Origin of the sequence: Deinococcus multiflagellatus, from assembly GCF_020166415.1 — a bacterium.
GTDB lineage: Bacteria > Deinococcota > Deinococci > Deinococcales > Deinococcaceae > Deinococcus > Deinococcus multiflagellatus.
This window is the reverse complement of sequence record NZ_JAIQXV010000004.1, coordinates 59407-85516: the sequence shown is the minus strand read 5'-3', so window position 1 is coordinate 85516 and position 26110 is coordinate 59407. Positions and strand designations below refer to the sequence as shown.

Below are 26110 nucleotides of genomic sequence, written 5' to 3'. Positions count from 1 at the left end.
ACACTGGCCGCACCCACCATGACCCGGCCCGCGCCCCCCACGGATGATGTCTCTGGACTGCTGGGTGCCCTGCTGGACGAAGCCGAAGAACTGCGCAACGTGCGCCCTGAACTGGCCTACGCCCTGGCGCAGCGCGCCCTGACCCAGGTGGGCGAGGGCGCGCGCAGCCACACGGCCGCCCGCGCCCTGTTTCTGATGGGGGTGGCGCAGTACGAGAACAAGGAGCCGCACAGCGCGCTGCGGCTGCTGAACACGGCCGCCGCGCGCGCCCAGACCCTGGGCGACGACGCGCTGGCGTGCCGCGCCCTGAATGCCACCGCGCTCGTGCTGACCGATCTGGGGGATTTTGGGCGCGCGGTGCAGCTGCACCTGACCAACCTGGAGCGCACCCGCGCGCGCGGCGACGTGCCGGGGCAACTGCGCGCCCTGGTCAATCTGGGCGGCTTGCACGCCGACGCCTTCGAGCGTGATCTGGCACTGCGCTACGCCCGTGAGGCCGTGGCCCTGGCGCGCGAAACCGAGCGGCCCGAGTATGAGGTGCAGGCCCAGCATGCCCTGGGGGTGGTGCACACCCGCTCTGGGCAGCACCGGGCGGCGCTGGCCGTCTACGAGCGGGCCCTGCTGCAGGTGCGCGAGCATGGCCTGTACGCCTTTGAGGCGCTGGTGCTGGGCGGGCTGTTTGGCAGCCTGTGTGCCCTGGGGCGCCCCGGCGAGGTGCTGGCGCGCGCGCGCCAGCTGCAGCTGAAGGTATCGGCCGAACTGCCGGTGCTGGCGCAGTTCCGCTTAAAGCTGTCGCTGGGGCGCGCCCACGCCGAATGCGGCGACCCGGCGGCGGCCCAGCCTTTTTTGTGCGCTGCGCTGGAACTGGCCCAGGCGTTTAACCTGCCGCGCGAGGCCGCCGACGCCCACGCGGCGCTGGCAGCGGCCCACCGGGCGCAGGGCCAGTTGGACGAGGCCCTGCGTCACCTTGAAGAGGCGCGCACCCTGGACCGCGCGCAGCTGGACGCCGCCGGTGAGCAGCGCGCGCAGCTGCTCAAGGCCCAGTTGGCCGCCGAGCGCGAGCGCGCCCGCACCCGCGAACTGCAGGCGGTGCAGGTGGCCCTGCGTCACCAGGCGGTGCACGACCCGCTGACCGGGCTGGCCAACCGCGCTGGCCTGCAGGCCCGGCTGGGCGCGCTGCTGCAGGCCCAGCAGCCGTTCGGCCTACTGTTCACCGACCTTGACGACTTCAAGCGCGTGAACGACACCCTGGGCCACGACGCGGGCGACACCCTGCTGCGGCAGGTGGCCGCGCGCCTGCAGGCGCTGGTGGGCGACGACGCTGCCCGCTTCGGCGGCGACGAGTTTATTGTGCTGTTCCCCACGGCGGGGGGCGCGGCTAGCACGTGGGAGCGCGCCCAGCGGGTGCTGCACGAATTGGGCGCGCCGCTGTGGTTGGACGGCCGGGCCATGACCCTGCGCGTGTCGGGGGGGCTCGTGAGCTACCCGGCCGACGGCCACGACGCCTCCACCCTGCTGCGCCGGGCCGACACGGCGATGTATGTGGCCAAGCGCACCCAGCGCCACCTGGTGCGCTACCTGCCCGCCTTTGAGCGCGAGGTCACGGAGCGGCTGGACCTGGACCAGGCCCTGCGCCGCGCGCTGGCCCGGCAGGAGTTCCGGGTGGCGTACCAACCGGTGTGCGACCTGAAAACCGGCCGCCCGGTGGGCGCCGAGGCCCTGGTGCGCTGGGAGCGGCCGGGCGTGGGCCTGGTCAGCCCGGCGCAGTTTATCGGGGTGGCCGAGGACAACGGCCTGATCCGGCCGCTGGGCGAGTGGGTGCTGCGCGAGGCCTGCCGCCAAGCGCAGGTGTGGCGCACCGAGGGGCTGGGGCTGCTGTCGGTGGCCGTGAATGTGTCGCCGGTGCAACTGGCCGACCCCGCCTTTACGGCCACTGTGGAAGCGGCCCTGGCCGACTTTGACCTGCCCCCCCACGCCCTGAGCCTGGAAGTGACGGAACAGGTGGCGGTCACGGACCTGCGCGAAGCCGGGCAGCGGCTCTCGGCGTTGCGGGCGCTGGGCGTGCGCATCAGCCTGGACGACTTTGGCACTGGCCAGAGCAGCCTCGCGGTGCTGCGCCACCTGCCCATTGACACCCTGAAGCTGGATCAGGCCTTTGTGCGTGACGTGCCCGGCGAACCGGCGGCCCAGGCGGTGATCACGGCGCTGCTGAACCTCACGGCCGAACTGGGGCTGCATGTGGTGGCCGAGGGGGTTGAAACCCAGGCGCACCGCCAAGCGCTGCTGGGGCTGGGCGGCGGCGCGGCCCAGGGCTACGCGTTTGCCCCGCCGCTGCTGCCGCAGGCCTTTCAGGCGTGGTGGCACCTGCAGATGGGTTGAGGGGGGCCAGGGCAACGGGCGCAACGCAGCGTCTGCCGTTATTCCACGCCCACGGCAGAAAAAACGGCGAATTTTGAACTGCAGACTCTAGGCAGCCGGGGGCCGGGTCGGGTAGCCTGATGCCCGTAACCCACAATCCACCTTCCGGCCGGACTGACCCCGCTTCCGGCCACGTTTCGCCGCCGAACGCCCGGCCGCCCAGGTCCTGAGCGTCCTGGCTGGACTATGCAGCGCGGGGTCTTCTCCGCCGTCGGCGCTCAAACCCACTTTCCGGCTCTCTGTTCCTGTGCCCACTTGGCGCTCTGGCGCCCCGCGTCCCGCTGGCCCTCACCCCACACCACAGTTCGCAAGCCGTCTGCCTGGAGGTTGTCATGCCTGTACGTCCCGCCCGATCTGCCTGTGCCCTGCTGCTGTGCGGTCTGCTCGCCGCCTGCGGCGCCCCCCGCCCGGCCCCCAGCGCCCAGGCCAGCGCGCTGCCAGAAGGCTTCAGTGAGGCGCTGCTGGCCCTCAGCCCCGCGCCTGCCCCGGCGCTGGGGGCCCAGGCCGCCGCCTGCCCCACGCAACTGGCGCTGCCCTACGGCGCTTCGGGGCTGGACACCGGGCTCTACTGGTACTCGCGCGCCGAAACGGGTGCCCCAGGCGGCGTGGGCTGCAAGGCGCGGGCCGACGGCGCCGCCATCCCCGGGTATTACGACCCGGCGCGCCCGGTCATGATCTTCGTCCACGGCTGGCAGGACGGCAGCACCAAGGCGGGCAAACGCGACTCGTTTTATTTCAGCGAGGCGAACCAGAGCGTGGCCGACGCCTGGATTGCCGCCGGGTGGAACGTGGCCCTGTACCACTGGACCCAGCTGGCCGACGACGAAGGCACGGCGGGCGTGCCGTACCATGCCCAGGCCAAAATCTGGACCGCCGCGTACACCTACCGCGACGCCCTGGGCCGCACCCAGGACATCCGCATGCGCTACCGCCAGCCCGACGGCAGCTACACGCAGGCAGGGATGCCCACGGTCAGCGCGGGCCAGCTGTTCTACGCGGCCTACAAAAGCGCGCTCTCGGCCTGGACCTACAGCGGCGCCGAGGGGGTGCGGGTGATGGGGCACTCGCTGGGCGCCCAGATGGCCCTGGCACTCGCTGACCGGGCAGCGGCCGACCCCGCGCTGCCAGCGGGCAAACGCCCCAGCCGGATCATTCTGGCCGATCCTTACTGGTCCCCGGCCAGTCCCGGGGGCGGCCACAGCTACAGCTTCCTGAGCCCAGACGCCACCCCCGCCGCCCGCAGCGCCCGCATTGCCCAGGCCCTGAAAAACAGCGGCGTGGCGGTGGAATGGATCAAGTCCAGCCGCCTGAACGACCTGGGCGGTGACAACAATCTGGCGATGGCCAAGTTCATCAGCCGCACCGAGATTTTCCCCGAGTACGTGTTTGATCTGAATCCCGCCAGCGGCCTGGCCCGCAAGCACGGGGTGGCGCCGCGCTGGTACATGTGGACCCGCTCATTTGCCCCCAACGGCGCCGTCAGTGCGGCCAATGCCCTGGCGGCGGCGGTGGGCCGCATGAACAGTGGCGTGCGCTACGACCAGCAGGGCGGGCGCAGCACCGTGAGCCCGGGTGACGACACGTTCGTCAGTGGGCCAAATCCATAAAGGCGGGGTGTAGGGAGTGGTGAGTGGGAAGCAGGGGAGGGCATCGGTACGCCAGTGCCGAGGAGGCTTGTGCTCTCAAAAAGCGAGTGGGAGGGTGGCCGCGCATGGCCCCCTCCCACTTCCTACTCTCCACTTCCTGCTGACACCCTCCACGCGCTCACCAGCAGCAGGCCCGAGAGCACAGCGCAGCCCAGCGCGAGTGCTGGAAAGCCCAGCTGGGCAATCACCACGCCGCCCAGCAGGGTCCCGGTGCCCGCCGCCACGTAGCCCAGCCCATCGGTGACGCCCTGGGCCGCAGGAAAGCGGGTCAGGGCCTTGCTGCCGGTCACGAACGCAAGGTTCCAGCCCAGGCCCAGCAGAAACAGGCTGAGCGCCAGCCAGGGGGTGCCGTGCAGCGGGGCCGTGAGGGCCGCCGCCGCCAGCAGCGCCGCGCCGCTCACGTACCCAAAGCGCAGCCCCAGGCGGTCAATCAGCGGGCCAGTCAGCCAGCCAAAGCCGAACATGCCCAGAATGTGCCCGCTGATCAGGGCGGCCACGCCCGCGTGCTCAATGCCCATGTGGTGGGCGCGCAGCGGGGTCAGGCTCATCAGGGTGACCATCAGGCCCTGCGCGGTGGCCAGGGCCAGCGCCGTGGATTTCACACCTGGAATGGCAAACGCCGCCTGCAGCCCCAGCCGGGGGCTGGACGCCTGCGTGGGCGCGCGCAGGGGGCGCCACGCCCGCAACAGCAGGGCGGCTGCGCCCAGCAGTGCACTGGCCACCAGCCAGCCCGCCACCTCCGGGCTGGTGCCCAGGGCCGCGCCCAGCGCCTCTATGGGCCGCGCCGCGCCGGTGATCAGAAACGAGCCTGCCACACTCATGAGCATCAGCCGCCCCAGGGCCGCGCCGCGCTGGGGTTCGGGCACGCTCTCGGCGGCGGCGTAGCGGGCCTGCTGGTAGCCGCCCTGCGCCGCGCCCATCAGGGCGGCCCCCAGCAGAAACAGCGGCAGCAGCCCCAGCCGCGCCCCCACGAACCCGGTCACAGCGCCCAGCATGCCCAGCGCGAAGGCGGCGCTCAGGCCGCTGCGCCGGCCCCGGCGCAGCATCCAGGCCCCGAAAAACCCCGCCGAGACTGCCCCAGACGCGCTGATCAGGGTGGCGGGCAGCCCGGCCAGATGCTCGGCGCCCAGCCCACTGATGATCAGGCTGGACAGCACGGTGCTGACGGTGGTGGCGCCGGTGGCCAGCGCCTGCGCCGCGTACAGCGGGGCCACGCGCCCCGCGCCCAGGGCGGGCCGGGCCTCGGCGGCCGGGGCGGCCTCAGCCATGGGCGGGGCCGCGCCGGCTCACGCCTCGCCCTGCGCCTGCCAGCGGGCCTGCACCGCGCCGCGCAGGTACGCGGCGGCGTCCTCGGTGCTGGCGCCGGGCGTGAACACGCGCCCCACCCCCAGCTCCTGCAGCTTGGGCAGGTCCTGGTCCGGGATGATGCCGCCGCCAAACACGATGATGTCGTCGGCGCCGCGCTCGCGCAGCAGGCCCATCACCTCGCGGAAATAATGCATGTGCGCGCCGGACAGCACCGAGAGCCCAATGGCGTCCACGTCCTCCTGCACCGCCGCGTTCACGATCATCTCCGCGGTCTGGCGCAGCCCGGTGTAGATCACTTCCATGCCCGCGTCGCGCAGGGCGCGCGCCACGACTTTGGCGCCCCGGTCATGGCCGTCCATGCCCGGCTTGGCAATCAGTACCCGAATACGGCGGTCTTCCATACAGTCCTCCTGGGGCGCCTGGGGGCAGGCGGGGGGTCAATCTGAACGGCTCTGGGCAGGAGCCTAACGAGCGTTTGCCGCATTCTACGGGCTGGCGCGGCGCGGCGGGCCGGGGGTGTCCGGACGCGGCAACTGGGCGCAGGTCATCACACGGTCATCAGTTTCGCGGTGTACAACCCTCTCATGAACGCCCTGCTCTCCAGCCTGACCCTGGCCGCCCTGAGTGCGCCGTCCCCGGCGGCCCCTGTGGGCACCACCTGGACCCTGCAGAGTGTGCAGTTGCCCGGCCGCGCGCCCATCACCCCGGGGCCAGCCCTGGCCCGCCCCACCCTGCGGCTGGACGCCAGCGGCGGGGCCCTGAAGGTCAGCGGTTCGACTGGGTGCAGCCCTCTGACGGGCACCGGCACCCTGAACGGGCAGGCGCTGCTGCTGCGCGGCCTCTCGGGGGGCAGCAGCATGAATTGCCCCGACGCGGCCCTGAGTCTGCGTGAGGACTATCTGGGGCTTCTGGCGCGCACCACCCGTTTTGAGCAGAAAGGCAACACCCTGACCCTGGTGGCCGGAGCGGGCCGCCTGACCTTTACCGCTGGAGGCGCTGTGAACACCCCTTCTTCTGGAAATCCGGCGCAGCCTGCCTCTCTGGACGGCACCTATGTGGCGAGTGGCCTGAAGCTGGGCTCGCGCGCCCTGCCCCTGCGCGGCGTGCTGAGCGTGACCGTCAAGGGCCCGGCCCTGAGCCTGGGCGGCGTGGTGGGCTGCAACAGCCTGCGCGCCCCGGGCACCCGCCTGCCGGGTGGTGAGTTTCAGTTCATGGGGGTGGCGGGCACGCGGCTGCTGTGCCCAGCCCCCCAGGCCGAGGCCGAGCAGGCCCTGAGCGCCGTGCTGCGTGGCCCCCTGACCCCGGCCCTGAGCGGCGCCACCCTGACCCTGACTGGTCAGGCGGGCACCCTGACCCTGACCCGCATAACCGGCGGCAGCGCCCTGGCCCCCGTGAACCCGCCTGTGGCCACCCCGCTGCCCAGCGGCACCTACCGCCTGAAAACCCTGGGGGGCCAGCCCGCCCCGCAGACCGCCCGCCCCGTGGTGCTGACCTTTGAAAATGGCCGTGTGGGCGGGGTGGACGGCTGCAATTCCTTTGGCGCTGCCGCTGCTGTGGCGGCCGGCCGCCTGAGCGTCAAAGGCGGCGTGACCAGCACCCGCATGATGTGCCCGGAAGAGCAGACCCTGCCGCTGGTGGCGCTGCTGGAGGCTGGTCCCGCCCTGACCGTGACTGGCAAGACTCTGACCCTGCAGGCCGACGACCAGACCTGGGTGTTCGAGCAGGACTGATAGCGGTAACCACATCATCTGAAGGGTTTACCTTCAGGTGATGTGGGGCGAGCGGAGCGAGTGACCGCGACAGACAGCGGTTGGAGTGGAGTTGAGGGGGTCCTTCCCTCCCCTCAACGTAACGGAATACCGCTGTGACGGCTGGGGCAAAACAAAGACAGGGTGACGGATCATGATTCGCCCTGGCTTTGTTTTGCGGTCAATCCGGTCCTTACCGCGCCGCGCGCTCCACCCGCGCCACCACGCGCTCGCGGCCCAGGGTGGCCAGCAACTCGGGCAGGTCGGGGCTTTCCATGGTGCCGGCCACGGCTGCGCGCACCGGGGGCATCACCTTGCCCAGTTTCAGGCCCTGCTCCTCGGCGTAGGCGGCAAATGCGGCCTTGATGCTGACGGCATCGAAGCTGGGCAGGTTCTTCAGCCGCGCGGCCAGGTCGGGCAGCAGGGTCTTGGCCCCATCAATGGCCGCCTGGGCCTTCTCGGTGACCGGGTACTCCTCGCGCCAGAAGTACGGGGTTTTGTCCAGAAACTCGCTGAACACCTCCATCCGGGGAATCATCAGGCGGGTCACGGCGCGGAAGTAGTCGTCCAGGGGCAGCTCTACCTTCTGCCCGGCCAGATGCGCGTGCAGGCGCCGGGCCACCTCGTCCTCACCCAGCACCTCGCGCAGGTACTTGCCGTTGTACCAGCGCAGCTTGTCCAGGCTGAACACGGGGCCGCCCAGCGTCACGTCCTCCAGGCGGAACACGCGCTGGAACTCGGCGAGGTCAAACACCTCCAGGCCGTCCGGGTGGGTCCAGCCCATGGTGGCCAGGAAGTTCAGCATCGCTTCGGGGAGAAAGCCCTGCTGCTGGTACCACTCGACGCTGGTGGGGTTCTTGCGCTTGCTGATCTTGGACTTGTCGGCGTTGCGCAGCAGCGGCATATGCGCCCACACGGGCTCCGGCCAGCCAAACGCCTGGTACAGCAGCACGTGAATCGGCGTGGAGGTAATCCATTCCTCGGCGCGCACCACGTGGGTCACGCCCATCAGACGGTCATCCACCACGTTGGCGAGGTGGTAGGTGGGAAAGCCGTCGGCCTTGAGCAGCACCTTGTCGTCAATTTCCCGGTTCTGAAAGTGAATGGGGTCGCGCAGCTGGTCATTCACCACCGTTTCGCCCTCGCGCGGCACCTTCAGGCGAATCACGGCGGCTTCACCGGCGTCTGCGCGGGCCTGGGCCGCCGCCGGGTCCAGGCCGCGGCTGGGCACGGCGATCACGCGCCCCTCGGCCTGCGCCGCTTCGCGCAGGGCCGCCAGTTCCTCGGGGGTTTCAAAGGCGTAGTAGGCGTGGCCGCTCTGCACCAGCTGGCGGGCGTACTGGCCGTACAGGTCAAAGCGCTCCGACTGGCGGTACGGGCCATTCTGGCCGCCCTGCAGCGGCGACTCGTCGGGCGTCAGGCCCAGCCACTGCATCATCTGGAAGATGCGTTTTTCGCTGTCTGGCACGTAGCGGTTGCGGTCCGTGTCCTCGATGCGCAGGATGAAGGTGCCGCCCTGCTGACGGGCCAGGGTGTGGTTGAACAGGCCAATGTAGGCGGTGCCCACGTGCGGGTCGCCCGTGGGGCTGGGGGCAATGCGGGTGACAACAGACATGGGGCACAGGATACGGGGCGCGGGCAACGCGGCGCAGCCCGGCGGCCACCCGCGCCGGGGGGGCGGCGGGCCGCTATCCTCGCCGTCATGCTGCGTCAGGTCACCGACCGTTTTTTTGGCTACTACCCCGGCACTGTGGCGCTGGTGACGGCCCGGCACGGCGAGACACGTAACGTGATGGCCGCCGGCTGGCACACCGCCCTGAGCGCCCAGCCCCCGCTGTACGGGGTGGCGGTGGGCCGTGAACGGGCCACCCACCCGCTGATCCTGGCCAGCGGCACCTTCGGCGTGAATTTCCTGCCGCTGGCGCAGGCGGGGGCCGTGCAGGGCACTGGCATTTACAGCCTGCATGACGGCCACGACAAACACGCGCTGCTGGCCCTGGAATCGTTGGCGGAGCAGCCGCTGGCCCTGCGGGACGCTTACCTGCACTACACCTGCCGGGTCACGCAGGTGCTGCCCACCGGCGACCACGACCTGATCGTGGGTGAGGTGCAGGCTGTGTACTACGACCCGGACGCCTACGACGATCAGGGCCTGCTGACCGCGCCGCCCGCCATTTACCTGGGGCGGAGCGTGTACACGACCACCACCGAGCAGCGCGTGACGCATGGCCCCTGAAGCGCGGGCGGTGGCCCTGTGGCACGCGCAGGCGCTCCTGGTCTGGCGCACGCCGGAGGGCGGCTGGCCGCAGGTGCTGCTGAGCGCCGAGCAGCCGCTGGAAGAGGCGCTGAGCGCCGCCTTGGGCCCGGTGTGGCTGCTGCATGACGGCGGTCACCTGTTCGGGCAGGCCGGCCTGGTTCATGTGCAGGCGCTGGGCGAGGGGACACCCACGGGTGGGGGAGGGTGGCGTGCCGAGCGGCCGCCGCCCATTCCCAATGTTCGCCGCTGGCAGCGCCCCGGCTGGCCCGCGACCGTCAATCAGCTGGCCGGTCAGTTGCTGCAGGGGACGGGGGTCGCCCTGGACGGCGCCCCTCACCTGCAGTTCGCCAGTGACCTGAGCGCCACCCACCTCCTCGCCACCTCACAGGGCCGCGCGTGGCTGAAGGTCAGTGACAGTGGCCGGGAAGCAGCCCTGACCACGCACCTGTGGGCCCGGCACCCCGAGCTGCTGCCCCCCGTGCTGGCGGCCGACCCGGCCCGCGGCGCCCTGCTGACCCAGGACGGCGGCGCCCTGCTGGACGGCGCAGCGGCACTGGACGCCTGGACGGAGGCCCTGACGAGACTCGCCCGGTTTCAGCGCACCGCTGACGCCGGGGCCCTGGCTGCGGCCGGCGCTCCCGCCCTGCCCCTGCAGCAGATGACCGAGCAGGTGGACGCCCTCCTGGGTGACCGAGCAGCGCTGCGCGGCTGGAATCTGGAACCGGCCGTGGCTGACGCCCTGACCGCCGCGCGGCCCCGCCTCCGGGCGGCCCTGCGTGACCTGCAACTGCACGGCCTGCCGGATTTACCCGCCCATGGGGACGCCCATCCCCGTAACGCCCTGCACAGCGCGGCGCGCGGCAGCGTTTGGTTCGACTGGAGTGAAGCGGCCAGCGCCACCCACCCGTTCATGGATGCCGGCTGGTTTCTGGCCTTCGCCCTGCATCCCAGCCGCGCGGCCTTGCCGGTGTGGCAGGCCCACCCGGACGCCGCCGCACGGATGGGCGCCGCGTACCTGCGCGCCCTGGACGCCGCCGACGCGGCGCCGCTGCTCTGGCGGGCGCTGCCCCTGGCCCTGCTGCACCGCGCCGCCGTCTATGACGCCACGTTCCGCACCTGGACGGGCACGGTGCCCGGCACGCGGCCGAACTACGTGCCCTATTACCTGCGGCAGGCGGCGCGGGAACTTCAGCGGCTGACCTGAGGTGCGGGCTAGCGCGGGGTCAAGCCCACTCGTCCGGGAATGCCGTGGGCGCAAACTGCTGGCGCGCCACCTCCAGAAACTCCGGCCAGCGGTCGGCCGGGTACCGGCGCGACAGGTGCAGCAGGCGCAGTCGGCCCACCCCACTGCCCGCCGCCAGCTGCGCCACCTGATCCACCGTGGTGTGGTGGTGCCGCGCGGCCAGCGCGGCGTCCTCCGGTAGGTACTGCGCTTCGGCGTACAGCGTGTCCACCCCGGCCAGCCAGGGGGTCAGCTGCGTGACCGCCTCGTCATCCAGCAGAAAATCTGTCAGGTAGGCGGCGCTCTGGCCGGGTTCGCGGCGCAGCAGGGTCGCACGCAACTCATCGGCGTCCCGCGGTCCGGCCGGGGTGTCCAGCATGCCCGTGGCGCTGGCCTTCAGCGCCGCCAGCCACGGCCCACCAGTCAGGCCCAGGGCGCGCAGGCGTGAGGCGTCAATATTCACCCGCTCCGGCTCCTGCAGCCGGAAGCCCAGGCTGGCGCCGTGGTGTGACAGCGTAAGCGCCCAGACCGACAGCTCCGGCGTGGTCAGGAGGAGGCCGGTCTGCGGCGCGTGCCCCATGGGGTGCGGCACGGCGAACGCCTCATGCGCCTCAAACCGCACCGTCTCCACACGCTCCGGCCACACCTCATGCACCAGCCACGTGCCCCGGAGTTCCGGGGCGTGGTTCCACCAGAAGCCCTGAAACCGGTGCTGCAGGATCCGCGCGCTGCCCGGCGGGCCCCAGATGTGGTTCTCTCCTGGGCGGTCGAAGGTGGCGCGAAAAAAGGCGTCAAAGCCACTGATGTGGTCCATGTGCAGGTGCGACAGGCACAGGTGCCGGATGTCCTGCACCACGCCCAGCGGCAGCGTGTCGGCGGTGCCCGCGCCGCAGTCCAGCAGCAGCCGGGTGCGGCCCTGCCCCGACTCGGCCGTCACGAGCAGGGCATTGTCGGCCGCCGGGCGGCCCAGAACAGAAATGTGCAGCATGCAGCGTCCTCCAGTGGCCGCAGGCAGAACCCTGACGGCACACTGCCGCCCATGCTGCCACTGCCTTGCCCACCCGCGGCATCGCCAGATGGCGGATGGGTTCACCACAAAGGTCTGGACCGGTGAGCAGGAGCAGGCCAAGGTCCCTCTGCCCTGTCAGCAAGGCCTAGACACCCTGTAACGAACTTCACTTCGGCCGACATGCCATTGACCCGCGCCACCCATCCTGCACGGTATGAACCGCGCCGCGCCCGCTGCTCTTCTGCTTGGCCTCCTGTCCTCACCTGCCGCCGCCGTGGCGGTAGGAATTGGCGGTGAAATCCGCAACCCGGCCGCCCTGACACAGGTGGGGGCCGGGGACGTGCGCATTCTCCTCACCAACCTGAGCGAAGGCTGGCTGCTGGGGGCCGGCGCTGTCTCCGGCACGCGCTTCAATGTCGCCATCCCCGAGAGTTTCCAGCCGCCCGTGCGCCCAATCGACATCTGCCCGGGCGTCAAGGTCAGCCCCGCCGGCGCGCGCACCTACACCGCCGAAACCCTGCTGGCCTACCACGCGGCCAGTGGTCGGCTGGCCACCGTCTTGCAGGCTGACCACCCCACCACGCCCACCCGGCGTGGTCAGTGGATGTACAGCGACCGCACCGTGACCCTCAAGGGACGCTGCGCCGGGCTGAACACCTACTACAACCTCACGCTGCGCCAGGGGTGGACCGGGGTGATGACCGTCTCGAAAGATGGGCGCTTTGAGGTGACGAATGCCGCCGCCCGGTTGCCCTACTGGGTGCAGCCGGTGATCACCCGCGCGGCCAAAGCCACCTTTCCCGCCCTGTTCAGCGGCCAGCGCAGCGCCCTGAGCACGCGCTAAGGCCACCGCCACGAACAGTTCAACATCCTGTGTTCGAGACGCGCGTCGCTCGGTTGCCCTCCAGACCAACGTCGAGGTCCTGAGCCTGGACGCGGCTCGTGGGTGGCGTAACGGGGTCCGCCTGTCCTGGCCGGCAAAGCCGACGTCCCGCACAGGCAGGAGGCACGCCCGTCTGGTCGCTTGAAGCAGAGCAGATGCACCGTGAGGGTGGGCCAAGCGCACCCAACTTTGCCCAAAGAAGAGGGGACCCGCCCTACCCCTTCTGCGGCGCGGCGTCTCGGCCCCGGGGAATGTCGCGCACGCCGCGCCGCCCAAAGGTATGCGCGAGGTCACGCTCGGGCAGGCGCACGGCGGTGGGGCGGCCGTGTGGGCAGGCCCAGGGCTGCTCGCACGCGGCCAGGGCCGCCAGCACCGCTTCACCCCGGGCGCGGTCCAGCATGCCGGCTTTCAGGGCCGGGGCGCAGGCCAGGCGGGCGAGCACGTCCCGCTGCGGGTCGGGGCTGGTGCCCAGCGCCGCTTCAACAATCTGCTCGTGCAGGCGGGGCACAGCGAGCGTGGCCAGCGTGGCGGGCAGGGTGCGCAGCCGCGCGAGGCCCGCGCCGAAGTCCTCAATGGTCAGCCCCCAGGCCTGTAATTCCGGGGCGCGTTCGTGCAGCCGGGCCAGTTGCTCCGGGGTGAGGTGCAGCAGTTCAGGTTCCGGCAGTTCCACCGGGGGCGCGGCGGCAAGGTCACGGCGCAAATGCTCGTACAGGGCGCGTTCATGCGCGGCGTGGGCATCCACGATCCACAGGTCGCCCTCACCCTGCGCCAGCAGATACAGCTCCTGGTACACGCCCAGCAGGGTCAGGGCCGGAAAATGGTCATGTGTGGGTGGGGTGGGCGTGGCCGCCGGGGAAAGTGGGGCCGGGGCGGCACGTACAAGCGGATGACCGCTCAGGGCCGCTGCCACAGCGGCGCGCACCTGCGCGGCCACACTGCCCAGGTCGGCCAGGGCCACCACCTGCTTGGCCGGGTGCACGTTGGGGTTGTAACCCTCAGGGGGAAGGCTCAGGTCCAGCACGCACAGGGGGGCTGCGCCAGCGGGCAGCAGCTCGGCATAGGCCTCAATGACCGCGCGTTCCAGCTCTGGTGGGGCCAGCACGGGGCGGCCATTCACGCTGAAGTGCATGCGGTCACGCCGGGGCCGCGTGAGTTCCGGGCGGGACACCACGCCGCACACCGCCCCGTGCGTCACCGGCAGGACCCGGTTGGCATTCAGGGGGCCGTACACGCTGGCCACGGCGCCGCGGTGGTCGCTGGGCGCGTGCGAGAGCCGCACCTCACCGTCCACACTCAGCCGCCAGTGCAGGCCCGGCCAGTGCAGCACGTAGCGCCCCAGCAGGGCGGTGACCTCCCGCGCTTCCGTGGCGGGTGGCGCCTGCGTGCGCAGCCGGGCAGGCAGACGCGCAAACAGGCGCCGCACCGTTACCGTGGTGCCGGCCGGGGCAGAGGTGCGGCTGACCTGCACCTCGTCGCCGCAGGCGAGCACCTCACAGGCGCCCACCTGCGCGGCGGGCCGCGTGACCAGATGCAGGTCCCCGGCCTGCGCCGCCGCCCACAGCGCCTCGCCCCGGAAGCCCAGGGTGGTGACCTGCAGCGCCGGTCCAGTGTCGGGAGACAGCTTGCTCGTGGCGTGCCGCAGCGGCGCGAGTCCCACCGACGCCGCCGGGATTCCGCCGCCGTTGTCACGCACGCGCACCAGGGTCAGGCCGCCGCCATCAAGTTCCACCTCAATGCGGGTGGCCCCAGCGTCCAGGGCGTTGTCCACCAGTTCGCGCACCACGTCCAGCGGGCGCGACACCACCTCGCCGGCCGCGATCAGGCGGGCGACATGCTCGGGCAGCACGTGGATGGCAGGCGACGTCATTCGCCCTGCCAGGGTAGCGGCTGCGGCCCGCCGCATTGTTGCCCTGGGTTTCTATCGGCTGGCGGAAGCAGAACCCTTGTGAGGTCACAAGGGGCCGGCCGTGTCCGCCGGCGCCCGCCACCAGGGGCCACAGGAGTTGGGCCTTCGGGTGTGATCAGGCTTCCGGTTCATCCGTTGTGGAACAACGGGTTCACCCAACCGGAGGGACGCGCAGAGCGGCGCCGCAGAGCAGGAACAGCGGTGACGGAGTGGAAACACCGCAGCGAAGCGCAGGGGCTGCAACGGATCAGCCGGAGTCCGTGTGAGCGGCCGTGAACGGCGGCCGCACCCCCGCAAGGGTGGGCCGTGATGGAGAGGGCGCGGCCACGGGGATCGCCCGGTTGGTTGCCGCTGCACCGGGCTGTCACCCTTCCGTCAGACCCGAGCGCCTACGCTGCCCGGCATGACCGACGGGCAGCGGGGAATCGAGGTTCAGGGGTACACCAAGCGCTACGGACGGCACGAAGCGGTCAGCAACCTCAGCTTCACGGTGCAGCCGGGCGCGGTGTTCGGCCTGCTGGGCAGCAACGGGGCGGGCAAGACCACCACCATTCGCGCGCTGGTGGGCCTCACGCGCCCCACCAGCGGCACCGTGCGGGTGGCGGGGTTCGATGTCTGGAAAGAACCTCTGCAGGCCAAAGCCGCCTTCGGGTACATCCCGGACCGGCCTTACCTGTACGGCAAGCTCAGCGCCCGGGAACTGCTGCGCTTTGTGGGCCAGCTCTACCGCGTGCCAAACACCGAAGCGGGCATTGACCACTGGCTGGACTTTTTCCGCCTGACGGATTTCGGCAATGAACCGGTTGAAACGTACTCGCACGGCATGCGGCAGAAGGTGGCCATCATTGCCGCGTTGCTGCCCGACCCTCCGGTGCTGATCGTGGATGAACCCATGGTGGGCCTGGATCCCCATGCGGCGCGGCAGGTGCGCGGGCTGTTCCGTGCCCACGCGGACCGGGGCCGCACGGTGCTGCTCACGACCCACTCGTTGCCGCTGGCCGAGGCGGTCTGTGACCGGCTGGTCGTGCTGGACCGGGGCCGGGTGCTGGGGCAGGGCACCATGGATGATCTGCGGGCCCGCACGGGCACCGAGGCGGGCGGCGTTCATGGCGACAGCCTGGAGCGCATTTTCTTCCGGCTGCTGGAAGAAGAACAGGCCGAAGCCCGGCGCGCCGCAGAGGCCCAGCGGTGACCACGCGCCCTGTTCTCCGCCCGCGCCCGCCCGCTTCGCCCAGCTTGTGGGGCCTGAAGCTGCGGGCCCTGCGGCGCACCGTGCAGCGCGCCCCAAAGTGGGGCTACGCCCTGGTGGGCCTGCTGGCCCTGTTGCTCCTCACGGCCGAGGTGTACGGCAGCTGGCGCGCGCTGACGTTTCTGGGCCGGTACGGCGACATTGGCCTGAACGTGTTCGCGCGGGTGCTGGAAATCGGCCTGATCACCCTGTCCAGCGGCGTGACCTTCAGCGCCACCACCGCCGCGATCAGCACGCTGTACCTCAGTGACGACCTGAACTTCCTGCTGGCACAGCCGCTTTCTGCCGTGCGCGTTTTCGCCCTGAAGGTCACGGAAACCTTCCTGAATGCCGCGCTGGCGCCCCTCTTTCTCACCCTGCCGCTGCTGATCACGGTGGCGGTGTTCTTCCATGCGCCCTGGTGGGCCTACCCGGTGATGGTGGGGGCGGCCACGCTGGTCTTTGCCGCGCCCGTGGGCCTGGGCGCCCTGCTGGCCGTGCTGCTCATGCGGGTGGCCCCAGCCGGGCGCGTGCGGGAAATCAGCACCGGGCTGGGCGTGCTGATCAGCGCGGCGCTGGTGTACGCCATCCGCGCCCTGCGGCCAGAAGTGCTGGTGCAGAAACTGCAGGACCCCACGAAAGTCGAAGCCCTGCTGCGCGAGTTTGGTGGGCCGGGCAGTCCCCTGCTGCCGCCCTCCTGGGCCGCGCAGGGTATCTGGCAGGCCGCGCACGGCACCCTGGCCCTGCCCCTGCTGCCGCTGGCCGGGCTGACGGCCGCGCTGCTGGTGGCCGCCACGTGGCTGGCCGCGCGCGCCTACCAGGAGGGCTGGGCACGCGCGCTGGATTCCAGCACCCCCAAGCTGGACCCCCGCCCCCGCCGCGCCGGCGCCACTGAACGGCTGCTGGCCGGGCTTGGCCGTGGCGGCAGCCTCGCCAGCAAGGACCTGCGCGTGACCCTGCGCGACCCCACCCAGTGGAGCCAGCTGCTGGTGGTGGTGGCGCTGGCGGGCGTGTATCTGGTGAGTGTGCGGGCGGTGCCCATTCCGGTGCCGCAGTTCCGGGGCATTCTGGGGTATATCCAGCTGGCCTTTCAGGGGTTCATCATCGCTGGGGTGGCGGTGCGCCTGGCCTTTCCCGCCGTTTCCACGGAAGGCCGCGCGTACTGGCTGCTGCGCACCGCGCCCATTTCACCGCGTCAGATTGTTCTCAGCAAGTTCCTGGGCGTGCTGCCGGTCACGCTGGTTCTGGGGCTGGTGATGGGGCTGGCCAGCGCGGCGGCCATGGGCCTGGGGCCCACGCTGTTTGTGCTCAGCGCCCTCGTCAGTGTCAGCAACGCCTTTGTGATCACGGCGCTGGGCGTGGGGCTGGGCGCGGCGGCCCCCAAGTTCGACGCCGACAACCCCGCCGAAATCGGCGTCAGCCCCGGCGGACTGGCCTTCATGGGCCTGAGTCTGTTGTACTCGGTGGTGTGCCTCCTGCTGCTGGCCCGCCCGGCTGCCGCCAGTGTGCTGCGCCCAGACCTGTTTCCTGGCTACGCCGCGTTGGGGACGCTGGAAGGGGGGCTGGGCCTGCTGGGGCTGGCCTTGGTGACCGTGCTGGGCACGTGGCTCAGTTTGCGCCTGGGGTGGGGTCGGCTGGAGCGGTGGGAGTAGGGGGGGTTCAAGCCGCCTGTCTGGGCCCTGCAAGAACCCTCACCAGTTCGAGCGTGTTCCCAAGATCAGGAAGGAACTGTCCAGTAAACACCAGATCATCTGCGATTGAGGCCAGCAGGCAGCAGTCCTCAGCGGAAAAGGTGGAGGGAGGGGTGGAGAGATAAGCCTTCAAAAGGTGGACACAGGCAGCAGAGAGGTCTCCAGTTTGTGTGGCCACAGCTGCCAGAAAATATGAAATGAGGTGTGGGGTGCTCTGGGCCGTCATGGTGTCAACTCAGGAGTTGCACCTGCATAACAGCAGGAGAGCGCTCCCAGCCGGGAGACTCTGGGAGTGTCTACGTCACAGATTCCGGGGGAGCGCGTTCGCATTCTGGCAGATGCATTTCTGGCCATCCCCACCACCTGCTACCAGTAGCGCAGCCTCGGGGCTGCGCTCGCTCTGTTTCTCGACACGGCCACCAAAACGGCACTCCACCGTGCAGAACTGGTCAGCAAGAGTGCGCTCAGCCGCCTCTTGAACGAGTACACCTGGGACACGGCGCAGGGCTGGGCGGTGCTGCAAAGTGCCCAGTGGGATACCTTGCTCCTGTCTGCTCGCCGCAAACACCGGCCCCTCCTCCGGCTGAGTGTCGACCTGACCAGCATCGAAAAGAAGGGCAGCACGCTGCCCTTCGTTCGCGTCTACAACGACGTTCACGGTATCCATCTGGTCGTATTGTTCGCCGAATACGGTGCGGTCAAGTTCCCCGTTGGGTATCGCGTATACAAGGGCAAAGGGACGGCGACTCCGGTCACGCTGGTCCGAGAACTGCTCCGGACCGTGCCCGATTCGATCAAACATCGGTTTCGGGTGCGTGTCCTGGCGGACAGCGGCTTCGAAGCCGCTGTTTTCCTGGATGAAGTCAGGCAGCTGGGGTTTGAGTTCGTGGTCGGTGTGCGCTCGACCCGCAGGACACTGCATCCTGGCGAGGTGACCGTGGCTGATGGTCCGCATGGAGGTGATGTCGAGCTAAGGAACTGGCCGCATGACACGCTGGTTCTCGGACGTGTCGACCGTGGCGACCGAGTGTTCCATGCGGTTTCCTCCGAGTTGCTGGAAGGCGATGAGGTCGTGGCCGAAGGGAAGGCGCGGTGGAGCGAGGAATCGTTTTTCAAGGCGGGCAAGCATCAGTTCGGTCTAGCGCAGTTCGCGTTGCGAACTGCCATCGGCCTGGACCGCTGGGTGCTGCTGGTGTGCCTCGCCTGGACGCTGGCCATCCTGCACCGGGAGAGTGGCATGACCCTGGAAGCGTGTGCGGCTCTGGCCCTGATGACGGTGATGCCGAGCGTGTATTTGAACCGCCTGCTCCGAACCTTCCTCAAAAACAAGGAATTTCTCCACCAGCACGGCTATTCACTCCGCTATACAAGGTGCAACTCCTGAGTAAGTCCAATGCAGGTCAGGATGTCGGCGATTAACCTGGCGAATGGCTTGATGAATCTTGGTGCCTTCGATTCGGCCTTAGAGAGCCTGCGCCCCGCCCTTAACGCTCAGCCTGATAACGCCTTGCTTTGGGCCCACACTCAATGGGTTCAGGCCCTCTATGGCCGGTTGGCTGCTGACGAACAAATCAGACGTGACGGCCCAGCGCAGCAGGTGTGGCAACTTGAGGCCGGGCACCTCTTTGCCGCCGCCGAAAGTCTGCCGCCCGCAGGCAAAGCCTTGGCGCAGCGCGAGCAGGTGCTCCGGGAAGTGCTTGCGATTTCAGAACAGTCCGTCCTGCGTGACATCTTTGACAGCGATCAGCTCTTTGGCCGCTGGGTGCGCGGCCGCGCCCGGCTGCTGCTCGGCGAATACGGGGTTGCGGTTCAAGAATTGGCAGGCGGCACCCAGGCACAAGCCGAAGACCTTTTTAACCGCGCCCTCTTGGCTGCCCTCGATCTGGAACTGGCCATGACCCCTCTGGACAAGCTCCGGTTGCCGCTGCACGAAGCAGAGCAGCGCTTTCGAGCGGTCTTTGAGGACGCGCGGACCATTCCCTACGCAGATCCTGAAGGGCTGGCGGCCTTGGTGGGGCGCTGGCATCCCCAGGCGGCTGTGTACGCCGCGCTGATGCCTCAGCCCGTGTTGGAATTTCTCCCCGCACTTGACCTGATCCTGCGGGTTTCCAACCGGGCCTCCTGGCGCGGACAGGCTGTTCCGGCGCCGCTGGTCGCTCATCTCACCCGCCTGGGGCTGCGGGTCCCCACCATTGGCCTCAGTGTCGGCGGCAACGTGGCCTACCAGATTGCCCGGCTGGGCCGCGAGGAGAACGGGGTGAAAATCTGGGGGCCGGTGCTGCCCCTGTTGCCCATGCTGGTGGCCCTGGCGCGCGGCGGCCCGGACCACCTGACCACCGCGCGGCGCGCCTGGAAAGACTTCGGGGTCCTGCCCACTGGCAACCACAATGACCCTGCCCTGGCTGACGTGGTCGAGGTCTGGCGCGTCGTGGTCGACGGGCAGCGCCCCCTGGCCGACGGCTTGCGGGCGCTGCAAGACCTCTGAGCCTGAAGGGTAGGAAGGCAGCCGTCCTCGTCGCAGGGCGGCTGCCTTCGCAATATGAGGCCCGTTTGCCGACGCGGAGGTCTGAGCCTTAACTGGCGTGGGTAATCGCGGTCGGCGGCGTGCAGCGGCCCACCGTCTGCACCAGGGCCAGGGTGGGGCGCAGGCAGGGCAGGAACTGGCCCAGAAACACCAGATCATCCTGCAGCGGCAGCAACGCCAACCCCTCGCCGGGGCTGAGGGCCTGGGGCGGGGTCAGGGTGTAGGCGCGGGCCAGCAGCGCGCACGCCTGGGCCAGGTGCCCGGCGCGGGCCTGAACCACGGCTTCGTGGTACAGCTGGGTGGCGGGTGGGAAAACGCGGGGGGCAGGCCGTGGGGTCATGAATCACGTCTCTGGGGGAAAAAGGGAAGTGGGCCAGGGCCGACAGGAGAACGCAGCAGGACAACGCTGGGGGCAGCATAGCCGCCCATCGGTTATGGTCAGGTTATGGCGGCGGTAAGGGGATTGGGGGCACTGGAGGGGGGTCGGTTTGGTCTGGTGCTCACCGAACTGCGGGGTCGCCTGGACCTCTCGCCGGCTGAACTGGCGGTGCTGGGCACGGCGGAACTGGCGCTGGGGGCGTATCCCGAAGCCGAACTTCACCTGCTGCGGCCCCATCTGGCCGGCGAGATGCGCGCCACCGTCGGTTACGGAGCGGTTTTGCTGGAAGTGGGGCGCTGGGCCCAGGCCCGCGCGCACCTGGAGGGGCACCGTGCGGGCCTCAGCTCAGACTGGGCGGCCGAGGCGCAGCAGGTGCTGGCCACGCTGGACCTGGAAGAGGGCTGGTGGGCCCGCGCCGCCGAGCGGGCCGAGGCCGCCGCCCGCGACCTGCTGGCCCTGGGCCTGGAGCGCCGCGCCGCCGGACCGCTGGTCACGATGGCCTGGGCCTGCGCGCGCCAGGGCCAGTTGGCCCGTGCCGAGGGGGCGCTGCAGATCGCCCTGAGCGTGCTGCCCGAATATCCCGACCCCGCCGAACGGGCCACGGCCCTGGCCACCCTGGGCTGGACCCAGGCGGTGGCGGGTCGCCTGACCGAGGCGCAGGGCCACCTGGACCGCGCCAGCCAGCTGCTGAGCACCGAGCAGGTGCAGGCGCAGCGGTTCGTGTGGGCCGTGCGCGCCGATGTGGCCGCCTGGACGGGCGACCACGCCGCCGAGCAGGTGTTTGTGGACCGGGTGGCCGCCACCCTGGGCCCCCTCACCCCGCCCGAAAGCCGCTGGGCGCGCTGGGTAGGCCTGCGCCGCGTGGCCCTGGACCGCCGCGCCGGGCAGTGGAGCCGGGCCCTGAGGGCGCTGGCCCTGTTGCCCCCAGGCGCCGAAGCCCTGTGGCAGCGCGGCGCCCTGCTGGCCGACCTGGGCGAGGGGCCAGCCGCCACCGAGGCGCTGCAAGCGGCGCTGGCCGCCTTTCGGGCCCGGGGACAGACCCTGGGTGAAGCGCAGACGCTGGCGACGCTGTGCCGTGTGGCGGCCGGCACTCCAGACGCGCCGGACCTTGCTCGGCAGGCCCTGGACGCGGCGCTGCGCAGTCCCCTGCTGCTGCCGGTGCGCGCCGTGGTGGACGAGGTGGCGGCGGCCCTGGCGGACCAGCCCCCGTCTGCCGCCCTGCGCGCTTATCTGGACGCCGCCCGCACCCACGCGCAGCCCCCAGCGCCGCCGCCCACCGTGCAGGTGCAGACCCTGGGCGGCGCGCAGGTGTGCTTCGCCGGTCAGCCGGTGCGGGCCCCGGCGGCGCTGCTGGCCTGTCTGGGCCTGTGTGGACCCCTGGACCGGGCCACCCTGCAGCTGCACCTCTACCCGGACCGGGCGCCCGCCGCCGCCAGCAGCGCCGTCAAGCAGGACATTTACCGCTGCCGTCAGGCGCTGGGGCCGCAGAGCATCGTCAGCGAGGGCGCGCACCACGCCAAGCGCTACCGGCTGGGCCCTGCCTATCACTGGCTGCTGGACGTGGCCGAGGTGCTGCGCGGCGCGGCCAGCCTGGACCCGGTGCGGGCCTTTGGGGGCCTGCGCGGCGCGTTTCTGCCAGGCGTAGATTCGGACTGGAGCCGGGGCGTGCAGGCGCAGGTGGACGCCGCCCTGGAGGGCATGGTCCCTGCCCTGCTGACGGTGTACCGCCGCGAGCGCCTGGGCGCGAACATGGGACATCTTGTGGCCCAGTTTGCCCAGGCCTACCCCGAGCATCCCCGGCTGGCTGAATTCCGGGCCCTGGCGAGTGGAGAAGGGAGCGCTGCCGTGGTCTCCCAGTGAATTGGTGTTATCCAGTGAGGGGGCAGGTTTCAGCTGGGTGGCCTTGACGAAAAGGTCGGGTGGGCCGCTTCACCCACACGTCTCTTGCGAGTTCTCTGGTAAGGGAGAGGGGCAAAGGGCGTGTGCATTGCGCCACGCCAGCGGAACGGTTAAACCTGTTCGCAAGGCTGTCCATCCACGAGTTCATTCTGCGTAGGGGCGGCAGGGTGTGAAGCGGTGGAACGGGCATGCAGGGGCGAACCTCGGCGTTGTCATAGAGCATGGGCATAACCAGAAGAGTGGGGCCGCTGATATCGCTTCAGCGGCCCCGCTACCTACCCTTTCCGCTGCTTACACCGGGTGGGCGGCGTCCTGGCCTACCACGGTCATCCAGCGCCGCACTTCCCAGTGGCCCACCAGGCCGCTGACCACATAGGGATCGGTCTGGGCGAAGGTCTGCGCCGCTTCTGGCCCCTGGCCCTGAAACAGCAGTACGGCGCCGTCGGCAGGGTCGGCCAGGGCGCCGGCCAGCACCAGTTCGCCCCGCGCCTCGGCGGCGCGGGCATGGGCGAGGTGGGCGGCGCGCAGCGGCTCGCGCCGGGTCAGGTAATCGGGCACCAGATCTCGGTAAAACAGCAGAAAGTGCATGGACATCTCCTGGGGGGGCGGGCTTTGACCGGCCTTGGCGCGTGCTGAGATTCAAGTCAACGCCACGCCAACCGCTGTCTGTCGCGGGCACTCGCTCCTCTCGCCCCACATGACCTGAAGGGTTCACCTTCAGGTCATGTGGTTCCCGCTCTCAGTCCTTGACCAGTTCGATGCCGGTCAGTTCGTCAATGGGCAGGCCCCACTGGTTCATGGCGTCGAAGAAGGGATCGGGGTCCAGCTGCTCCACGTTCCACACGCCTTCCCTCATCCACTCGCCCTGCAGCATCAGCATGGCGCCGATCATGGCGGGCACGCCAGTGGTGTACGACACGCCCTGGGCCTGCACCTCGCGGTAGCACTCGGCGTGGTCCTTGACGTTGTAGATGAAATGCACCTTGGGCTGGCCGTCCTTGCCAATGCCCTTGGCCTGCACGCCAATGCAGGTCTGGCCGCTGTAGCCCGCCGCCAGCGATTCGGGCGCGGGCAGCACCGCCTTCAGGAACTCAATCGGGGCGATCTGCTGGCCCCGGAAGTTGATGGGCTCGATGGACGTCATGCCGATGCCCTCAAGCACGGACAGATGCTTGATGTACGCCTCGCCAAAGGTCATCCAGAAGCGGGCGCGCTTGATGGTGGGAAAGTGCTTGACCAGCGACTCGAGTTCCTCGTGGTACAGCACAAAGCTCTTGCGGGTGGCGACTTTGGGGTAGTAGATGTCCTGGCTGATTTCCAGCGGCTGGGTCTCTACCCACTGCCCGTTTTCCCAGTAGCGGCCGTTGGCGGTGATTTCGCGGATGTTGATTTCCGGGTTGAAGTTGGTGGCAAACGCCTTGCCGTGGTTGCCGTTGTTGCAGTCCACGATGTCCAGGTAGTGAATTTCGGAGAAGTGGTGCTTGGCGTGGTAGGCGGTAAAGGCCTGGGTGGCGCCGGGGTCAAAGCCGCAGCCCAGCAGCGCCATCAGGCCTTTTTCCTTGAAGCGGTCCTGGTAGGCCCACTGCCAGGAATATTCGAACTTCGCCACGTCCTTGGGCTCGTAGTTGGCAGTGTCCAGGTAGTGCACGCCGGTTTCCAGGCAGGCGTCCATGATGGTGAGGTCCTGGTAGGGCAGCGCGAGGTTGATGACCATTTTGGGGCCAAAGGCCCGGATCAGCTCGGCCAGTTCCGGCACGTTGTCGGCGTCCACGGTGGCGGTAGTAAAGACCGTCTTGCTCTGGGGGAAATGCTCCTTGATTTCCGCCACGATCTTGTCGGCCTTGCTCACCGTGCGGGTGGCGATCAGCACCTCGGTGAACACGCTGTCGTTCTGGGCACACTTTTTGGCGGTGACGTTGGCCACGCCGCCGGCTCCGATGATGATGACCTTGCTCATGGGGTGCAGTGTACCGTGAGGCTTCTGGCCAGGGCGGGCGCGCTAGGCTGGCCGCTGTGAGCAAGCGCCGCCGTCCCGCCCCGTCTCCGCCGCCGCCCACCCCCCCAGCCGGTCTGGGCGGCCACGGCGAACTGCGCGAGGTGACCCCCGAGATGCGCGCCCGCACCCAGCGGACCTTTCTGGGCATTCTGGTGGGCTTCTTTGCCCTGATTGGCCTGATGGTCGCCACGCTGTCCTGGCAGGGGCGTGCGGTGCGCGACTACGCGGTGCGGGTGGCCGACGCCGTGCTGGTGACCCAGCCCTCAAAGCAGCTGGGCTACACCCAGCCCTGTACCCAGGCCCTCGCTGAACCGTTGCCACGCGGGGCCGAAGACTGCACCGTGACGGTGGACGGCGGCCGGGTCACGGTCACGGTCACGGTGCAGGGCGAGCGGCAGTACCGCATCACGCGGCCGGAATGAAGCGCGCCGTGTGGCGGCCCCTGGCGCTGGTGGCCGTGCTGGGGCTGCTGGCAGCGGCGGAGTGGCAGGCCCGGCAAGGCCGGGCGGCCCAGGCCCAGGCGGCCCGCGCTTATGCCCAGGCGGTGCGGGCCGCCGCCCAGCAGGCCTGGAGCAGCGACCCCGGGCGGCCGTTCGTGGAGGTGGGCAGCGCCGAAAGCTGCGGGGGCCCGGCCTACCGGGGCGTGCGGGCGCCCCAGGGCCTCGGCAACTGCGAGGTGACGCGCCTGCCGGTGGGCTTTGAGGTGAACCTGACCCTGGGCCGGGTCACGCTGAGGTCTGCCGCACGCTGAGGAATGTGGCCCGTTTCGAGCAGGGATTCTGTCGTCGTGGCGCAGAATCAGGACCGTGCGGGTGGGTTCGTGGGGTGGGTGCAAGACAGCCAACGCTGGCCGGCGGCAAAGGCAACGGGCGTCATGGGGCCCAGGAGAGGGTGGGGAGGGCCCCCCACATATGGGCATTGTGCCGCTCCACCCGCTCCCTTATCTGGCCTGCGGTGTCAAAGGCGCCCTTCAACCGCGTTCCGATCTGCGCCCGGCCCGGTCACGCGGGCCCCATACTCTAAGGCCAGATGCGAGTGCTTGTGACCGGCGCAACGGGCTTTCTGGGCGGCGTGGTGGCGCGCGAGCTGAGGGCTGAGGGCCACGAGGTGCGCGGCCTGGGCCGGGACGTGGCGCGCGGGGCCGCGCTGGAACGCGCCGGGGTGGCCTTTGTGCCCGCCGACCTGCGCGCGGCCGACTGGGCCGGGCTCCTGCGCGGTGTGGACGCCGTGGTTCACGCGGCGGCCCGCGCCACGCTGTGGGGCCGCTGGGCCGACTTTGAAGCGGACAACATCCGCCCCAGCGGCGAACTGGCCCGCGCCTGCGCCGCCGCTGGGGTGCGCCTCGTGCACGTCAGCACGCCCAGCGTGTACAACGCCACCGGGCAGACGCAGGCGGTGCGCGAGGACACGCCCGTGGGCCCGCGCTTTGACAGCCTGTATGCCCGCAGCAAATTCGAGGCCGAGGAGGCCGTGCGCGCGGCGCTGCCAGACGCCACCATCCTGCGCCCGCGCGGGCTGTACGGAGTGGGGGACACCAGCCTCGTGCCCCGGCTGGCCCACGCCCTGCAGAGTGGGCGGCTGCCCCGCCTGACCCGGGACGAGGTGTGGACCGAGCTGACCCAGGTGCGCAACGCGGCGCACGCGGTGAGCCTGGCCCTGACCCGCCCGGCCCCCGGTGTCTACAACGTGACCGACGGCCAGCCCATCCCGCTCTGGGCCACCGTGGACCGGCTGGCCGACGCGCTGGGGGCGCCCCGCCCGGGGCGTGTGGTGCCCGCGCGCTTGCTGGAAGGCGCGGCCTCCCTGCTGGAACTGGGTGCGCGGTGGCACCCCGCCCAGCCCGAACCCCCGCTGACCGCCAGCGGCGTGCGCCTGCTGACCCGCCCCATGACCCTGGACCTGACCCGGGCCTGCGAGCGCCTGGGCTACGCCCCGGTGGTGGCCCCGGACGACGGCCTGGCCGAGGTCTTTGCCCACATCCGGGGGCAGCGGTGAG

General features: G+C 70.2%; 21 protein-coding genes and 1 pseudogene. 14 read left to right on the top strand and 8 right to left on the bottom strand.

Features of this window, described 5'->3' with window-relative positions:
* Positions 1–18: 18 nt before the first annotated feature.
* Together K7W41_RS07440 and K7W41_RS07435 are read left to right on the top strand one after the other, a co-directional pair.
* Positions 19–2379: a putative bifunctional diguanylate cyclase/phosphodiesterase gene (locus K7W41_RS07440; RefSeq protein ID WP_224606405.1), complete on the top strand. Its 2361-nt coding sequence runs from the start codon at positions 19–21 to the stop codon at positions 2377–2379.
* A 371-nt stretch (positions 2380–2750) separates the two neighbouring features.
* Positions 2751–4025, top strand: coding sequence for a hypothetical protein (locus K7W41_RS07435; RefSeq protein ID WP_224606403.1), 1275 nt, complete (start codon positions 2751–2753; stop codon positions 4023–4025).
* 122 nt (positions 4026–4147) lie between these two features.
* Here K7W41_RS07435 and K7W41_RS07430 read toward each other — a convergent pair whose 3' ends face one another.
* A complete protein-coding gene (locus tag K7W41_RS07430) occupies positions 4148–5332 on the bottom strand; it encodes an MFS transporter (protein ID WP_224606402.1) in 1185 nt (394 codons plus the stop codon).
* An 18-nt stretch (positions 5333–5350) separates the two neighbouring features.
* Positions 5351–5773: a cobalamin B12-binding domain-containing protein gene (locus K7W41_RS07425; protein WP_224606400.1), complete on the bottom strand. Its 423-nt coding sequence runs from the start codon at positions 5771–5773 to the stop codon at positions 5351–5353.
* Positions 5774–5956: 183 nt separating this feature from the next.
* Between K7W41_RS07425 and K7W41_RS07420 the strand changes: the two genes are divergently transcribed.
* Positions 5957–7102, top strand: a complete 1146-nt coding sequence (locus tag K7W41_RS07420) for an META domain-containing protein (protein ID WP_224606398.1) — start codon at positions 5957–5959, stop codon at positions 7100–7102.
* 211 nt (positions 7103–7313) lie between these two features.
* Here the strand turns inward: K7W41_RS07420 and gltX are convergent, their stop codons facing one another.
* A complete protein-coding gene (gltX, locus tag K7W41_RS07415; protein ID WP_224606395.1) occupies positions 7314–8735 on the bottom strand; it encodes a glutamate--tRNA ligase in 1422 nt (473 codons plus the stop codon).
* An 87-nt stretch (positions 8736–8822) separates the two neighbouring features.
* Here gltX and K7W41_RS07410 point away from each other — a divergent pair, with 87 nt between their 5' ends.
* Together K7W41_RS07410 and K7W41_RS07405 are read left to right on the top strand one after the other, a co-directional pair.
* Complete coding sequence (locus K7W41_RS07410; RefSeq protein WP_224606392.1) at positions 8823–9356, top strand: flavin reductase family protein; 534 nt, start codon at positions 8823–8825, stop codon at positions 9354–9356.
* Positions 9346–10581 carry a phosphotransferase gene (locus tag K7W41_RS07405; RefSeq protein ID WP_224606389.1) on the top strand — a complete coding sequence of 412 codons (1236 nt, stop codon included), beginning with the start codon at positions 9346–9348 and terminating at the stop codon, positions 10579–10581. The genes K7W41_RS07410 and K7W41_RS07405 overlap by 11 nt, the downstream gene beginning before the upstream one ends.
* Positions 10582–10600: 19 nt before the next feature.
* Here the strand turns inward: K7W41_RS07405 and K7W41_RS07400 are convergent, their stop codons facing one another.
* A complete protein-coding gene (locus tag K7W41_RS07400) occupies positions 10601–11587 on the bottom strand; it encodes an MBL fold metallo-hydrolase (RefSeq protein WP_224606386.1) in 987 nt (328 codons plus the stop codon).
* Between the two features lie 235 nt (positions 11588–11822).
* Between K7W41_RS07400 and K7W41_RS07395 the strand changes: the two genes are divergently transcribed.
* Positions 11823–12452, top strand: coding sequence for a hypothetical protein (locus K7W41_RS07395; protein ID WP_224606382.1), 630 nt, complete (start codon positions 11823–11825; stop codon positions 12450–12452).
* A 253-nt stretch (positions 12453–12705) separates the two neighbouring features.
* Here K7W41_RS07395 and mutL read toward each other — a convergent pair whose 3' ends face one another.
* Positions 12706–14358 (bottom strand): DNA mismatch repair endonuclease MutL, encoded by a 1653-nt coding sequence (gene mutL, locus K7W41_RS07390; RefSeq protein ID WP_224606379.1) that lies wholly within the window; start codon positions 14356–14358, stop codon positions 12706–12708.
* Positions 14359–14800: 442 nt separating this feature from the next.
* Here mutL and K7W41_RS07385 point away from each other — a divergent pair, with 442 nt between their 5' ends.
* From K7W41_RS07385 to K7W41_RS07370, 4 genes and pseudogenes are all read left to right on the top strand, one after another.
* The gene (locus K7W41_RS07385; protein WP_224606377.1) at positions 14801–15589 is read left to right on the top strand and encodes an ABC transporter ATP-binding protein; all 789 of its coding nucleotides are present in this window, start codon (positions 14801–14803) and stop codon (positions 15587–15589) included.
* Positions 15586–17277 carry a putative ABC transporter permease subunit gene (locus tag K7W41_RS07380; protein ID WP_224606375.1) on the top strand — a complete coding sequence of 564 codons (1692 nt, stop codon included), beginning with the start codon at positions 15586–15588 and terminating at the stop codon, positions 17275–17277. Before K7W41_RS07385 ends, K7W41_RS07380 begins: the two co-directional genes overlap by 4 nt.
* A gap of 331 nt (positions 17278–17608) precedes the next feature.
* Positions 17609–18700: pseudogene (locus tag K7W41_RS07375) on the top strand (transposase).
* Between the two features lie 213 nt (positions 18701–18913).
* Positions 18914–19801 carry a hypothetical protein gene (locus K7W41_RS07370; protein WP_224606373.1) on the top strand — a complete coding sequence of 296 codons (888 nt, stop codon included), beginning with the start codon at positions 18914–18916 and terminating at the stop codon, positions 19799–19801.
* A gap of 88 nt (positions 19802–19889) precedes the next feature.
* Here K7W41_RS07370 and K7W41_RS07365 read toward each other — a convergent pair whose 3' ends face one another.
* The gene (locus tag K7W41_RS07365; protein ID WP_224606371.1) at positions 19890–20180 is read right to left on the bottom strand and encodes a hypothetical protein; all 291 of its coding nucleotides are present in this window, start codon (positions 20178–20180) and stop codon (positions 19890–19892) included.
* A gap of 156 nt (positions 20181–20336) precedes the next feature.
* On the opposite strand from K7W41_RS07365, the gene K7W41_RS07360 reads away from it, so the two are divergent.
* Positions 20337–22079: a hypothetical protein gene (locus tag K7W41_RS07360; protein WP_224606369.1), complete on the top strand. Its 1743-nt coding sequence runs from the start codon at positions 20337–20339 to the stop codon at positions 22077–22079.
* Between the two features lie 330 nt (positions 22080–22409).
* Here the strand turns inward: K7W41_RS07360 and K7W41_RS07355 are convergent, their stop codons facing one another.
* Together K7W41_RS07355 and K7W41_RS07350 are read right to left on the bottom strand one after the other, a co-directional pair.
* Positions 22410–22706 carry a YciI-like protein gene (locus K7W41_RS07355; RefSeq protein WP_224606367.1) on the bottom strand — a complete coding sequence of 99 codons (297 nt, stop codon included), beginning with the start codon at positions 22704–22706 and terminating at the stop codon, positions 22410–22412.
* 151 nt (positions 22707–22857) lie between these two features.
* Positions 22858–24075, bottom strand: coding sequence for a saccharopine dehydrogenase family protein (locus K7W41_RS07350; RefSeq protein ID WP_224606366.1), 1218 nt, complete (start codon positions 24073–24075; stop codon positions 22858–22860).
* Positions 24076–24131: 56 nt separating this feature from the next.
* On the opposite strand from K7W41_RS07350, the gene K7W41_RS07345 reads away from it, so the two are divergent.
* The 3 genes from K7W41_RS07345 to K7W41_RS07335 all read left to right on the top strand — a co-directional run bounded on the left by K7W41_RS07345 (position 24132) and on the right by K7W41_RS07335 (position 26109).
* Positions 24132–24536, top strand: coding sequence for a hypothetical protein (locus tag K7W41_RS07345; RefSeq protein WP_224606363.1), 405 nt, complete (start codon positions 24132–24134; stop codon positions 24534–24536).
* Positions 24533–24865 (top strand): hypothetical protein, encoded by a 333-nt coding sequence (locus K7W41_RS07340; protein ID WP_224606360.1) that lies wholly within the window; start codon positions 24533–24535, stop codon positions 24863–24865. The genes K7W41_RS07345 and K7W41_RS07340 overlap by 4 nt, the downstream gene beginning before the upstream one ends.
* A gap of 278 nt (positions 24866–25143) precedes the next feature.
* Positions 25144–26109: an NAD-dependent epimerase/dehydratase family protein gene (locus K7W41_RS07335; protein WP_224606357.1), complete on the top strand. Its 966-nt coding sequence runs from the start codon at positions 25144–25146 to the stop codon at positions 26107–26109.
* Position 26110: the final 1 nt, after the last annotated feature.

What these genes read in the sequence shown, in the direction of transcription:
- K7W41_RS07395 (WP_224606382.1), top strand. Translation starts at nt 11,823, where the DNA reads ATGAACCGCGCCGCGCCCGCTGCTCTTCTGCTTGGCCTCCTGTCCTCA.
- K7W41_RS07400 (WP_224606386.1), bottom strand. Translation starts at nt 11,587, where the DNA reads ATGCTGCACATTTCTGTTCTGGGCCGCCCGGCGGCCGACAATGCCCTG.
- K7W41_RS07420 (WP_224606398.1), top strand. Translation starts at nt 5,957, where the DNA reads ATGAACGCCCTGCTCTCCAGCCTGACCCTGGCCGCCCTGAGTGCGCCG.
- K7W41_RS07355 (WP_224606367.1), bottom strand. Translation starts at nt 22,706, where the DNA reads ATGCACTTTCTGCTGTTTTACCGAGATCTGGTGCCCGATTACCTGACC.
- K7W41_RS07410 (WP_224606392.1), top strand. Translation starts at nt 8,823, where the DNA reads ATGCTGCGTCAGGTCACCGACCGTTTTTTTGGCTACTACCCCGGCACT.
- K7W41_RS07340 (WP_224606360.1), top strand. Translation starts at nt 24,533, where the DNA reads ATGAAGCGCGCCGTGTGGCGGCCCCTGGCGCTGGTGGCCGTGCTGGGG.
- K7W41_RS07425 (WP_224606400.1), bottom strand. Translation starts at nt 5,773, where the DNA reads ATGGAAGACCGCCGTATTCGGGTACTGATTGCCAAGCCGGGCATGGAC.
- K7W41_RS07335 (WP_224606357.1), top strand. Translation starts at nt 25,144, where the DNA reads ATGCGAGTGCTTGTGACCGGCGCAACGGGCTTTCTGGGCGGCGTGGTG.
- K7W41_RS07430 (WP_224606402.1), bottom strand. Translation starts at nt 5,332, where the DNA reads ATGGCTGAGGCCGCCCCGGCCGCCGAGGCCCGGCCCGCCCTGGGCGCG.
- K7W41_RS07440 (WP_224606405.1), top strand. Translation starts at nt 19, where the DNA reads ATGACCCGGCCCGCGCCCCCCACGGATGATGTCTCTGGACTGCTGGGT.
- K7W41_RS07435 (WP_224606403.1), top strand. Translation starts at nt 2,751, where the DNA reads ATGCCTGTACGTCCCGCCCGATCTGCCTGTGCCCTGCTGCTGTGCGGT.
- K7W41_RS07365 (WP_224606371.1), bottom strand. Translation starts at nt 20,180, where the DNA reads ATGACCCCACGGCCTGCCCCCCGCGTTTTCCCACCCGCCACCCAGCTG.
- K7W41_RS07350 (WP_224606366.1), bottom strand. Translation starts at nt 24,075, where the DNA reads ATGAGCAAGGTCATCATCATCGGAGCCGGCGGCGTGGCCAACGTCACC.
- K7W41_RS07405 (WP_224606389.1), top strand. Translation starts at nt 9,346, where the DNA reads ATGGCCCCTGAAGCGCGGGCGGTGGCCCTGTGGCACGCGCAGGCGCTC.
- gltX (WP_224606395.1), bottom strand. Translation starts at nt 8,735, where the DNA reads ATGTCTGTTGTCACCCGCATTGCCCCCAGCCCCACGGGCGACCCGCAC.
- mutL (WP_224606379.1), bottom strand. Translation starts at nt 14,358, where the DNA reads ATGACGTCGCCTGCCATCCACGTGCTGCCCGAGCATGTCGCCCGCCTG.
- K7W41_RS07385 (WP_224606377.1), top strand. Translation starts at nt 14,801, where the DNA reads ATGACCGACGGGCAGCGGGGAATCGAGGTTCAGGGGTACACCAAGCGC.